This window comes from Thiocapsa sp. C2-2m, assembly GCF_041903745.1.
Classification (GTDB): domain Bacteria; phylum Pseudomonadota; class Gammaproteobacteria; order Chromatiales; family Chromatiaceae; genus Thiocapsa; species Thiocapsa roseilacustris.
Genome location: NZ_JBBWVD010000070.1, coordinates 1 through 12162, shown reverse-complemented (window position 1 = coordinate 12162; position 12162 = coordinate 1). Strand labels below are relative to the sequence as shown.

9 protein-coding genes are annotated in these 12162 nt (G+C 62.2%); 6 read left to right on the top strand and 3 right to left on the bottom strand.

The genetic code is table 11. The features are described 5' to 3' along the window. The first annotated feature begins 544 nt into the window (after positions 1-544). The 3 genes from AADX97_RS27760 to AADX97_RS27750 are packed head-to-tail and all read left to right on the top strand — an operon-like array spanning position 545 to position 3509. Complete coding sequence (locus AADX97_RS27760; protein WP_374237288.1) at positions 545-1459, top strand: ABC-three component system protein; 915 nt, start codon at positions 545-547, stop codon at positions 1457-1459. Beyond that, positions 1456-1761 carry an ABC-three component system middle component 6 gene (locus tag AADX97_RS27755; RefSeq protein WP_374237287.1) on the top strand — a complete coding sequence of 102 codons (306 nt, stop codon included), beginning with the start codon at positions 1456-1458 and terminating at the stop codon, positions 1759-1761. The genes AADX97_RS27760 and AADX97_RS27755 overlap by 4 nt, the downstream gene beginning before the upstream one ends. Next, the gene (locus AADX97_RS27750) at positions 1758-3509 is read left to right on the top strand and encodes an ABC-three component system protein (protein ID WP_374237286.1); all 1752 of its coding nucleotides are present in this window, start codon (positions 1758-1760) and stop codon (positions 3507-3509) included. The genes AADX97_RS27755 and AADX97_RS27750 overlap by 4 nt, the downstream gene beginning before the upstream one ends. A 615-nt stretch (positions 3510-4124) precedes the next feature. Here the strand turns inward: AADX97_RS27750 and AADX97_RS27745 are convergent. From AADX97_RS27745 to AADX97_RS27735, 3 genes are all read right to left on the bottom strand, one after another. Then, positions 4125-4751 (bottom strand): hypothetical protein, encoded by a 627-nt coding sequence (locus AADX97_RS27745; protein ID WP_374237285.1) that lies wholly within the window; start codon positions 4749-4751, stop codon positions 4125-4127. Positions 4752-4855: 104 nt separating this feature from the next. Further along, a complete protein-coding gene (locus AADX97_RS27740; RefSeq protein WP_374237284.1) occupies positions 4856-5860 on the bottom strand; it encodes a DUF4351 domain-containing protein in 1005 nt (334 codons plus the stop codon). 12 nt (positions 5861-5872) lie between these two features. Further along, on the bottom strand, positions 5873-6967 hold the full coding sequence (locus AADX97_RS27735) for a tyrosine-type recombinase/integrase (RefSeq protein ID WP_374237283.1): 1095 nt from the start codon (positions 6965-6967) through the stop codon (positions 5873-5875). A 177-nt stretch (positions 6968-7144) separates the two neighbouring features. Between AADX97_RS27735 and AADX97_RS27730 the strand changes: the two genes are divergently transcribed. The 3 genes from AADX97_RS27730 to AADX97_RS27720 form a co-directional block, all read left to right on the top strand. After that, positions 7145-7819, top strand: coding sequence for a primase-helicase family protein (locus AADX97_RS27730; protein ID WP_374237281.1), 675 nt, complete (start codon positions 7145-7147; stop codon positions 7817-7819). Between the two features lie 1156 nt (positions 7820-8975). Beyond that, positions 8976-11435: an EcoAI/FtnUII family type I restriction enzme subunit R gene (gene hsdR / locus AADX97_RS27725; RefSeq protein ID WP_374237280.1), complete on the top strand. Its 2460-nt coding sequence runs from the start codon at positions 8976-8978 to the stop codon at positions 11433-11435. A gap of 3 nt (positions 11436-11438) precedes the next feature. Beyond that, the coding region (locus tag AADX97_RS27720; protein WP_374237278.1) for an N-6 DNA methylase at positions 11439-12162 on the top strand (724 nt) is incomplete at its 3' end.

The window sequence follows — 12162 nt, the reverse complement described above, 5'->3', positions numbered from 1 at the left end:
GGGTGGCCGAATGGCCGTGGAATCAGTGGCCGGATCGCCGTGGAACGGGTGGCCGAATCAGCGTGGAATCAGTGGCCGAATGCCCGTGGAATGGGTGGCCGAATGGGCGTGGAATACGCACATTGACTTTGCAGGGCGGCGTCGGTCAGGAGCAGGTCGGATGAGGAGCCCGGCTGTTGTCGGTTACCGTTATTCCACGAGAATTCCTCAGAGTAATCCGCGCTGACCCTACCGGATTCGTCCGCCGCTTTTGCGGCTGCCTGCGGACCAGCTGGTCTTGGGTCGGTTCAGGCGACCCTAACGGCAGCAAAAGGCCATAACCGGCCTATGGGGGCTGGATGCCAGCGGCAGGCACCCGCCTCAGACCGGACTCCCAAATCATCCGACCGAGCGGAAGGTTTGGACGCCATGCGAGAGCTGGTATTTGCAAACCACCGGCTGTCGGAGGATCAAGGACGAAGTTCCGTTTCTCGGCAGTTAGCCATCCGGAAACGAGGGATGTATTCTCGCGCTCTGCCGAGAGTATGGATCCTGGGTGCGATGAATGGATGAGCTGAGCCGAAGCTGGTACCAGCAACGATGCGAGCTGAGATTACTCAAAGAGCAGGGCAAAGCGTTCGAGGATCTCTTCGCCACGATCATGGAACTTGCCCATCCTCGGGATTTTCAGCGCAGCCGACCCTACGGAAATCAGGGCGACTTGAAGTGCGACGGCTATCTGCCTTCCCAGAAAATGGTGTTTCAGGTTTATGCACCACGGACGACCAAGCTTGCCGATCTGCTCAAGAAAATTCACACAGACTTCACTGGTGCGTTGATGGACTGGGAAGGTCGGATGAGGATCTGGGTCTTCGTCCACAACGATCACGAAGGTCTCCCGGCGAAAGCGATCCAGTTGATCCAAGAGTTGGAGGAAGAAACCGAATCGGTGCGCACCGAATCCTGGGGGCCGAGCGACATTCAATCCCTGGCGCTCAGTCTCCCGGCTGAAAATCTTGCTCGTTTGTTTGACGCCGCTCCCACCCGGCCCTCGCTCGATGCGTTGCGTTTCGACCGGCTTCGCCCCGTGCTGCTCAACATCAAGCGACAGGAACCGCCGCCGCAGGCAGACATCCAAACTGTATCCCCCGAGAAGCTCTATGCGAATGCCTTCTCCAAGCCGGTGTTGGACCTGCTGCGCATGGGACGGCATAAAGAGGCACTGGTCAGAGCGCTGCTGTCCGGATGGTCCGAGCCAACCTTCGGCGAAGAGCTTGCAGAGGGTTTTCGCCGCCGCTACGCGGAGTTGAGCGCCTTGAGTCTGACGGCCGACGAGATCTTCGGCGAATTGCAAGCCTTCGCCGGAGGCGATGAGGTCGTCAGAGACCCAGCGCACCAGGCGGCGGTCCTCGCCGTTCTGAGTTACTTCTTCGAGAGCTGCGACATCTTCGAAGATCGGGCCGAGGAGCCCAAGCCATGATCCTTCCCACCAAGCACCTGCGCGAGGACCGTGCCCTCATCACCGTCGGTGCCGAGTTGCTCAAGCTGCTCGACGAGCCGAAAACGGTCTCGCGCCTCTGGGACGAGGTCCGGCGCGAACGTACACGCCACTCTCCGACGGCTCCTCAAGGTTCGCAGTCAACCGCGACTGAAAGACTATCCTCGCAAGGACGCGAGCGCAGCAGCATCCCCTTTGATTGGTTTATCCTCGCCCTGGATCTTCTCTATCTCCTTGGTGCCATTGAGCTTCAGCGGGGCCGCATTCGTCGGGTCGCATCATGATTCACCGCGTTTTCAGCAATCTGCCGACCTTCAAGGAGATCCGCTTCCACCGAGGGCTCAATATCGTGGTGGCGGAGAAGACGCGCGAGGCCACCGACCGTCAGACCCGCAATGGTGCTGGCAAATCCAGCCTTGTCGAGCTCATCCACTTCGTACTCGGCGCGGATTGCGGAAAGGGCTGCATCTTCCGCAACGAGGTCTTGGGTCGCTATCACTTCGGGCTGGATCTCGACCTCGGACCGCAAGACGTCAGCGTCCTCCGTTCGGCGGTCAGTCCATCACTCGTCCTGGTCAGCGGCCTTGCCGCTGACCAAGGCAGCGCGACCCGCGGCTTGCTCCCGGAATCGGCGCTGAGCATCAAGGAATGGCGCGAACAACTGGGTCACCACTACTTTGGGTTGCCGCCCGATGATGCGCGCCGACGATTCGGCCCGACTTTCCGAAGCCTATTCCCCTACTTCGCACGACGCCAGGGCGCTGGTGGACTGGAGCGTCCGGAACGGCACGATGAGAACCAGCAGATCGGCGATCAGCAGATTGCGGCGTCCTACCTTCTGGGCTTGGATTGGGAGATCCCGCGCCAGCTTCAGGAAGTCCGGGAAAAGGACAAAACCATCAAGCAGCTTCGTAAGGCGGCGAAAGAGGGAACCCTTGGCAGGGTCATCGCCACCGCCGCGGAGTTGCGCGCCCGCCTGACCCTGGCGGAACGCCGGGTCACGGCGCTCAATGACCGCATCCGCACCTTTGTCGTCCTGCCGGAATATACCGAGCGGGAGCAGGAGGCGGCCGTGTTGACCCAGCGGATGAACGCACTGGCCGACGAGAACACACTCGACCGCGCCTTGATCGAGGATCTGCAACAGGCGATGGATACGGAAGAACCGCCAGCCACCCAAGACCTGGAGCGTCTCTATGCGGAGGCGGGGGTCGTGCTGCCCGAGAGTGCCACCCGACGCTTTGATGAGGTCCGCCTCTTCCATCGCTCCATCGTCGACAACCGCCGCTCGCACCTGACCGGAGAGGTCGAAGCAGCCGAGCACCGGATCCATGAGCGCGAGCGCGAGCAGTCCAGACTCGACCGGCGCCGTGCTCAGATCATGGAGATGCTGCGCGCCCATGGCGCCCTGGACCAACTCACCCAATTGCAAGGGGAACTGAGCCGCATCCAGGTGGAGGCAGAGGGACTGCGTCACGCACTCGACACTGCCGAGCGGCTGGAGAGCACGGCTACCGATGTGAAGATCGAGCGGGCCGGACTCCACAAGCGATTGCTCGACGACTATCGGGATGAGCGCGAGATCATCGAAGAGGCCGTCCTGATTTTTGCCGAGTTATCGAATGCACTCTACGAGCGCCCCGGTACCCTGACCGTCGAGCCAACCAACAACGGCCCAGAGCTTCGCATCGACATTCCTGCCCACCGCAGCACTGGTATCAGCCGTATGCAGGTTTTCTGTTTCGACCTGTTACTCATGGAACTGTGGACCCGTCGCGGCCTAGGGCCAGGCTTCCTCATCCACGACAGCCACCTGTTCGACGGCGTGGATGGGCGTCAGGTGGGCAAAGCCTTGCGGCTCGGGGCCGAGCGGGCGGAGACGCTCGGATTCCAGTACATCGTCACCCTGAACTCGGATGAGTTGGGTAAAGCCGAGTTGCCGGCGGGATTCGATGTCATGAACTACATAGTGGACGTGGGTCTGACGGATGCATCCGTTACCGGTGGATTGTTCGGTCTGCGGTTCGATTGAGACCCTTCGAATACTCCCCGTCAGGGAATTGTCATTCGACGCCGGCTGATTGCCTGGAACTTGAGACCCAATCGCAGTTCGAGCTCACAACCAGCGGCGTTCGCGTAGTACTGCAGCGATTGAATGGACTGCGAGTGATTCCTTCCTACTTCGGGTGATTGCCAGCGCCTTGGTGTGCATCTTGATCAGGGCCATCAGCTTGAGCCAGCATGGCGGCTGCTCTGGCGTGAAAGGCAAATAGGGCGTACCACGGAATCGCTATCGGCGACCAATCTGCGGGCTTGGGTCCTTTATACTTCCCCGTTAGCAGCGATGACCAGCATCGCAACGTCCGCTGATCTGGCAGCAGCGGACGCTCTTTTTGTGGTGCCTGTGACTGCAAGGGGTCGAGAACGGACCCTTCCGCTTGGAAACTACACCACCGGCTAACGCCACCCGGGCGAGCCGTCCGCGTTCGATCATGCGGGGACGCTCTCGTCGGCAGACCGACACCTGAGTTCCGCAGGCGCCGGCTCTCGGGAGCGACGGATGGTTCCGCGCGCTATCGAGGATCTTGCCGGCGCGGACAACGGCGATCGGTCGTCCACATGCCGCACGCGCTATCGCCCGGCGCGATCAGCCGTCTGTCCTGCTCGTAGTCCAGTCCGAGCCGCAGAGCCGTCTCGGCCTTGGCGAGCTCGGTGCCGAGATAGCCGGCATGGCCGAGCTGCGAGACGAGCTCGGCGCGCAGCAGCCCCGGCAGAATGCGCTAGCCCGAGCGGGAGCGAATCGCCTCCGCCGGGGTGTTGTCCGCCAGGTCGTGCCGACAGAGGCTCTCCCCGGCCGGGCGATCCAGCATGACGAGGAAGAATGCCTTGGGGTCGTATCCGATCGGCTCGCGATGACCGCCCGAGGGATGCGCTTGAAAGTCGGCTCGGCGCGCTCGCCATCGGGTTCGCTCGCGGCCGGGAGCAGCGGGAGCGCCGCGGCCCGTAAGCCCGCATCCGCAACCGACCGAGCAATCGCCGCGCTGTCGGTGACGCCGGTCGCATCCACCAGGACCACCCGACGACGAAAGCGCTCGATCCGTTCGGCGGGCAGATTGCCGAGGACCGGGAGGTGCCCGTGCGCGGCGATGATGCGCCGATCCGGGGCGTCACCGTTCTCCAGGAGCGCTCGGACCCCTCGGGCGGCGTGAAAGACGGGCGAGTCGGCTCCGCACAGGACCAGGACGCGCATCGCGGGGTTCCCCGCGATGTTCATCACCATCCGCATAGGACGCCGGTTGCCGGATCGTCGGTCGATCTCGTCATCCGAGATCGGCGGGTTTTCGGACCGGCGTCGGTCGTGGGTAGCGCACCACCGGATCAGTGCTGTCGGAGCCAGGCGTCAAGGTCATCCACGGACGTGAAGTCCAAGAGCGCCTCGCCGAGCGCTTCCATACGTTCCAGCGACAGCGCGCCGACACGCGCGTCGATCTGTCCGGGCAAAACACCGAGGCGGCGTTGCAGCAGCTTGCGTACCAAGGTCTCCGCCTCGGTGCGCCGGCCCTCTTCACGGCCTTCTTCACGGCCTTCTTCACGGCCTTCCGAATGACCGCGCGTATAGCCGAGGCGTTCGACGGATGTCACGTAGGGCATGGTCTTGTTTCTCTCCAGGGTCGTGAGGGCCTGCCACAGCTTCGCTTCCAACTCGACGGGCAGGGTCATCATCCAGTCGATGACGGCAAACAGATCGATGATGCGTTGGCGGTCCCAATTGCGTTCGTAGAGGAGTCGCGCAAGCCGCCATTTTGCCGCATAGCGTTGCTCGGCGTCGCCGCGGGTTTGGCGGGTCAGCAAATGCGCGGCGGTGACGATCGCGAACGGGTTGGCATCCTCCAACAGCGCCTCGAGTCGATCGGCAAAGTCGACCAGTTTGACCAGCGGATACTCCAGCCAGTGCCGGCAGCCGAACAACGAGAAGCCGAAGTTGTCCGGACGCCAGGAGGCACTGTCGTCGGCAAGGACCGCGAGGCTGGCGATCGGGCGATCATAGCGATCGAACAGGCGGTAGTTGTAGGTGAACATGCGCTTGGCAAAGTGCGTGTCGTGCCCGCCCTGGATCTCGATATGGACGTAGACCCAGTCCTCGCTCCCGCCGAGCCGATGGACGGCGACCAACTTGTCCAGGACGCGCTTGCCGAGCGCGGCATCCTTCACGACTTGAGCCAGTTCCTGGTCGAGAAAGCGATGGCCTCGGGTCCAGTCGATTCCGGCGTGGGCCGCCGGAAAATAGAACGCGAGAAACTCCGGGAAGTGATGCTCGACGGCGTCCTTCCACGGGGTGTCGAGGTCGTCGGCGGGTGTCGGTTGAACGGGGATTTCGGTCATGGATTCATTCTGTCAGTGGCGATCCCGGTGTCGCTGCACCGGATCGGAATGCGCGTCGGCGACGGGATTGCGAGGCCGTTCAGGTGCGCTGACCACGCATGCCTCCGGCTCGACATCGGTGACGCCACTCCCGGTACACCAGTGCGCCCATTGCAGCATCATGGCGCGGCGCTTGTCGAACAGATCGCCGCGTCGATAGGCTTTTTCGGCCTTGTTGCCGATGACATGGGCCAGGGCCATCTCGCAAACATGGTTCGGGAAGCTGCTCACTTCACCGGCCCAATCTCGGAACGACGAGCGGAATCCGTGCGGGACCGCGTCGCCCCGCGTGCCGCCGACGCCGAACCCCAGGCCACGCATGACCTGCAGCAGGGCCATATTGGAGAGCGGTCGACCGTGCTTGGCGCCCGGAAACACATAAGGGTGATTGACGATGTGCGGAAGGGTCTCGATGACGGCCATCGCGGCATCGCTCAACGGCACCCGATGCTCGCGATTTCCCTTCATGCGCACGGCCGGTATCGTCCACACGCGGGCCGCGAGGTCGATCTCGGTCCATTGTGCACCCAAGACTTCCCCGGTGCGGCATGCGGTCAAAATCAGGAACTCGAGCGCGCGGGCGGAGATGCTGGTCAATCCGCGCAATTGCACCAAAAACGCAGCGACGTCTTGATAGGGAAGGGCGGGCTGCTGCCGGACCGTCTTAACCTTGGTCGGTTTCGGCAACAACTTGTCCAGATGACCTCGCCAACGGGCCGGATTCGCCGTATCCCGCCACTGCCGGGCAGCGGCAAAGTCGAGGATGTTCTCGATGCGCCCTTGGACGCGTTTGGCGGTCTCGGTCTTCGTGATCCAGATTGGCTTGAGCACCGAGAGAATGTGGTCGGTCGTGACCTTGTCCACGGGCTTGTTGCCGAGCGTCGGGCGAGCATAGGTCTTGAGTGTGGTCGTCCACTGTCTTGCGTGTTTGCGATTGCTCCAGCCATGCCGGTTCAGCCTGATGAAGGCCGCTGCGGCTTGTGTGAACGTCGGAATCAACGGCTCGGGTTCGACGTAAACCTCGGGTGCAGGAGCCCACGCCTTCGCCGGATCGAGGTGCTCCGCCAAGAGAACCGCAGCCTCGTCGCTGGACTTGTTGCAGGAGAGGTCGTTCTACCCGATGAGAAAACACTCAACCTCTACCAGGGGTTGGCGTTGGTCCCGCAACCGGGTGAGTGTCAGCTGATCCTGGATCACATTCGGGAGGTCTGGTGCAGCACGAACGAGGTGGCGTATCAATACGTGATGTTCTGGCTGGCGCGGATGTTCCAGAAGCCGCAGGAGCGCGGCCATACGGTCATTGTTCTGAAGTTCGGAGAGGGTACCGGCAAGAACATCATCATCGACATACTCGTGCGCGCGTTCGGTGATCATGCCAGCCTTGCGGTTAAATCCGATGATCTCGTCGGCAAATTCAACGACCACCTTGCGACCTCGGTCCTGGTGTTCGCCAACGAGGCCGTCTGGGGCGGCAGCAAGGACCAGGAAGGCGTCCTCAAGAGCCTTATCACCGATGAAGATCTGCCGGTTGAACGGAAGTACGTCCCGAAATACCGGGTCCGGAACTGTGTGCACCTGATCATGGCTTCCAACAACGATTGGGTCGCGCCGGTTGGTCTCGATGACCGGCGCTTTCTGATCTTGGACGTGAGCGAGCACCGCAAGGGCGACACGGCTTACTTCAAGAGGCTGGCCGAGCACATCGACAACGGTGGACAGGAAGCGTTTATCGACCATCTGCTGAAACTCGACATCGGCGATTTCAACCCGAGAACCCTTCCGGACATGGGCCTTGATCAGCGCACTAAACGCGATGCGAAGGTACGCGGCTTCGACTCGCTGACCCAGTGGTGGCTCCACTGTCTGCAAACCGGGGAGATCCTACTGGCCGGAGTCTCGCCCGCGGTCGATGGGACCTGACTAGCCGGATCCAGAAACTGAAGAAGCTGGGTGATGTCGGTACGAAACGCCTAGGCGCATCGGTGAACCTAAACCCGGCATTTGGAAACGCAAAGGCGCAGAGGACGCAAAGGAGAACAAGAAACTGCAATGCGAACGACGTTCACCCTTTGGGTGAATAGCCTCATTGAAGCAAGGCACTGAACGCCTTTGCGTTCTTTGCGCCTTTGCGTTTTAACTGCTCTTTTTAGGGTGAATTCCGACCGACCGCGGGTGTTGAGCATTCCGACTCTCGGCGCGTGCCGAGCCGCTTTCGAAAGCGCGACGAAGATGCCTTGGCCCTGGGATGACGACGAGGACGAGGCCCCGTCCGACGAGACCTTGGTCCAAGGCTTATGGTCGAAGGCTGGACCAGATTGGACCAAGTCCTGGTTTTCACCGCAACAGCGGCTCCGGCAGGGGGGCGGACGCGCGAGTTCACTAGCCGGATGGTGGATCAGTCCGCGTTTACAGTGGACCAGTCCAGCTTTCGGGCTGGTTGGTCCACGGGGAAAGAGATCGTAACCAATTGTAAATAAAGGCTAGTCCACTTGGTCCATCTAGTCCACCCTTTTTGAGAAAGTATTTTATAGAGTTCGGTAGAGCAGCACGACGCACCGAACGCTCGCTGAAATACTTTTTCTGTTTTTGCCCGGACCAGCTGGACCAACTGGACCAGACCTCGCACGTCTCCCGGCCCAGTTTTTGGATGATTTTCACCCCCCCACGCCGTCGGATAATCTGTCGTTACCGCCCCGCCCACGATTTGATGTCAAACTCTCGTCTCCAGGCGCTAGGTGCTAGGCTCCCGGCATCAACCGCATTGCGGGCGCTGCCCGCGTCCTCTTCAGCCACCTCAACCGCTTCACCGGCAGCCGTGTTTAGGGATCCACATCGCGGAGGCCCCTTTGCCGAAGGTCTTCTTCCATCGGAGCGACCGCTGGTGCACGAGATCAGCACTAGCAGACTTCGACGTCACTACGTTAACGGGTTCGGTACGCGCGTGGCTGGATTGGGCGAGGCGGGCGTAGATGTACACCGCTGGATTGTTTCGCGCCAACAACCGAAGTAAGGTGTCCAAGGACTAAGGACCCCTTGATGCGGCGCTCTGCGCTCGCGGCCTCCGGACGAAGACGCCATGAACAAGAAGTCCCTGAGCGAAGACGACATCTGCGTCAAGTACATCACCCCTGCGATCATCAAATCCGGCTGGGACGAGACCACGCAAATCCGCCGCCAGGTCTACTTCACCAAGGGCCGCATCATCGTCCGCGGCAAGCTGGTGACCCGCGGCAAGGCCAAACGCGCCGACTTCATCCTCTACTTCTGCGGCATCCCCATCGCGGTCATCGAGGTCAAGGACAATACCCACGCCGTCGCGGACGGACTTCAGCAAGCGCTCGAGTACGCGCTGATCCTGGACGTGCCCTTCGTCTTCGCCAGCAACGGCGACGCCTTCGTCTTCCACGACCGAACGGGCCAGAGCGCCCAGCTCGAAACCACGCTCGGCTTGGACGACTTCCCCAGCCCCGACGCCCTTTGGGAGCTGTACCGCGCCTGGAAGGGCCTCGCTCCGGTCCAAGAGGCCGTTGTCCTGCAGCCCTACCACGACGACGGCAGCGGGAAGGAGCCCCGTTACTATCAGCGCAACGCCATCAACGCCGCGGTGGAGGCCATCACCAAGGGGCTTAACCGCATCTTGCTGGTCATGGCCACCGGGACCGGCAAGACCTACACCGCTTTCCAGATCATCTGGCGGCTGTGGAAGTCCGGGCAGAAGAAACGCATCCTCTTCCTGGCCGATCGCAACGTGCTCATCGACCAGACCATGGTCAACGACTTTCGCCCCTTCGGTGCGGCCATGGCAAAGCTCAGCACCAACGCCAAGACCATCGAGCGCGCCGACGGCACCAGCACCAATCTGACCACCGCGCTGGACAAGCGCCGCCGCATCGACACCGCCTACGAGATCTATCTGGGCCTGTATCAGGCCATCACCGGCCCCGAGGAGCGCCAGAAGCTCTTTCGCGAGTTCTCCCCCGGCTTCTTCGATCTGATCATCGTCGACGAGTGTCACCGGGGCAGCGCCGCCGAGGACTCCGCTTGGCGCGAGATCCTCGAATACTTCTCGGCCGCAACTCAAATCGGCCTCACCGCCACCCCCAAGGAGACGGAGTACGTCTCCAACATCCACTACTTCGGCAAGCCCGTTTTCAGCTACTCCCTCAAGCAAGGCATCCGCGACGGCTTCCTCGCCCCCTACAAGGTCATCAAGGTCCACCTGAATGTGGATGTGGAGGGCTACCGGCCGACGCCCGGCGAGGCCGACCTGAACGACGAGGACATCGAAGACCGCCACTACAACCAGAAGGACTTCGACCGCGTACTGGTCATCGACGAGCGCACCCGGCGCGTCGCCAAGTGGGTCTCGGACTACCTCAAGCAGAGCGGCGACCGCTTCCAGAAGACCATCGTCTTCTGCGTGGACACCGAGCACGCCGACCGCATGCGTCAGGCCCTGATCAACGAGAACCAAGACCTCGCCAAGCAGAACGCCCGCTACGTCATGCGCATCACCGGCAATGACCCGGAGGGCCAGGCGCAGCTCGGCAACTTCATCGACCCCGAGGCCAAGTACCCGGTGCTCGTCACGACCTCGCGCCTGCTCTCGACCGGGGTCGATGCCCAGACCTGCCGCCTCATCGTCCTGGACCGTGAGGTCGGCTCCATGACCGAGTTCAAGCAGATCGTGGGCCGCGGCACTCGGGTGCATGAGGACACCAAGAAGTACTACTTCACCCTGGTCGACTTCCGCAAGGCGACCAACCACTTCGCGGATCCGGACTTCGACGGCGAGCCGGTGCAGATCTACGAGCCGGGCGAGGATGACCCGCCAGTCCCCCCGGAGGACGTGTCGCCCGTCGATGAGGGGGACGACGCGATCCCGCCGGAACCCGGCGAGGACGAGACCGTCGTCGACAACCCGCAACCGCCGGACATCACCCTCCCGCCAGGCGTTGGCGAGCCGCCGCCCAAGTACTACATCAAGGGCAGACCGGTGACCGTGCTGGCAGAGCGCGTGGAATATCTCGACGAAGACGGTAAGCTCGTCACCGAGAGCCTGCGCGATTACTCCCGCCGTGCGATCCGTAGTCGCTACGCCAGCCTCGACCAGTTCCTCCGCCGCTGGCGCTCCGCCGAGCGCAAGGAGGCTATCATCGCGGAGCTGGCCGAAGAGGGGCTCCTGCTCGACCCCTTGATGGAAGAACTCGGCAAGGACCTCGACCCCTTCGACCTGATCTGTCACATCGCTTTTGACCAGCCTCCGCTCACCCGCCGCGAGCGCGCCGGCAAAGTCGTTAAGGGCGACGTCTTTACCAAATACGGCCCCCAGGCCCGCGCCGTCTTGGAGGCCCTGCTGACCAAGTACCAGGACGAAGGCATGGTTGCCGGACTGGACAACGTCCGTGTGCTGGAGATCCCGCCCTTCAACGCCATGGGCACCCCGCTCCAGCTCGTCAAGCAGTTCGGCAACAAGGCCGGCTTCGAGCAGGCCGTTCACGCGATGCAAGCCGCCCTCTACCAGGAAACCGCCTAGTCCATGTCCGCAAGAACCACCGTCAAATCCATCCAAGACATCATGCGCCAGGATGTCGGCGTCGACGGCGACGCCCAACGCCTCTCCCAGCTCTGCTGGATGTTCTTCCTCAAGATCATCGACGACCAGGACCAAGAGCTGGAGGTGATGCGCGACGGCTACCGCTCGCCCATACCCGAGCGCCTGCAATGGCGTACTTGGGCGGCCGACCCGGAGGGCATGACCGGCGAGGAACTGCTCGGCTTCATCAACGCAGACCTCTTTCCCTCTCTGAAGGAGCTGCCAGCCCTCGGCGCCAACGCCAATCGCGCCCGCGTGGTGCGCGGCGTCTTCGAGGACGCCTACAACTATATGAAGTCGGGCCAGCTTCTGCGCCAGGTCATCAACAAGATCAGCGGCGTCGACTTCAACGACCTGGCCGAGCGCAAACACTTCGGCGACATCTACGAGCAGCTGCTCAACGACCTACAAAGCGCCGGCAACGCGGGCGAGTACTACACCCCACGCGCCATCACCGCCTTCATGGCCGCACGTATCGACCCCAAGCCCGGCGAGATCCTGTTCGACCCGGCCTGTGGCACCGGCGGCTTCCTCACCTGCGCCATACGGCACATGCGCGAGCACTACGTGAAGCGCCCGGAGGACGAGCAGGACCTCCGTTCGGGGCTCCGCGCCGTGGAGAAGAAGCAGCTCCCGCACATGCTCTGCGTCACCAACATGCTGCTGC

What these genes read in the sequence shown, in the direction of transcription:
- AADX97_RS27760 (WP_374237288.1), top strand. Translation starts at nt 545, where the DNA reads ATGGATGAGCTGAGCCGAAGCTGGTACCAGCAACGATGCGAGCTGAGA.
- AADX97_RS27755 (WP_374237287.1), top strand. Translation starts at nt 1,456, where the DNA reads ATGATCCTTCCCACCAAGCACCTGCGCGAGGACCGTGCCCTCATCACC.
- AADX97_RS27750 (WP_374237286.1), top strand. Translation starts at nt 1,758, where the DNA reads ATGATTCACCGCGTTTTCAGCAATCTGCCGACCTTCAAGGAGATCCGC.
- AADX97_RS27745 (WP_374237285.1), bottom strand. Translation starts at nt 4,751, where the DNA reads ATGAACATCGCGGGGAACCCCGCGATGCGCGTCCTGGTCCTGTGCGGA.
- AADX97_RS27740 (WP_374237284.1), bottom strand. Translation starts at nt 5,860, where the DNA reads ATGACCGAAATCCCCGTTCAACCGACACCCGCCGACGACCTCGACACC.
- AADX97_RS27730 (WP_374237281.1), top strand. Translation starts at nt 7,145, where the DNA reads ATGTTCTGGCTGGCGCGGATGTTCCAGAAGCCGCAGGAGCGCGGCCAT.
- hsdR (WP_374237280.1), top strand. Translation starts at nt 8,976, where the DNA reads ATGAACAAGAAGTCCCTGAGCGAAGACGACATCTGCGTCAAGTACATC.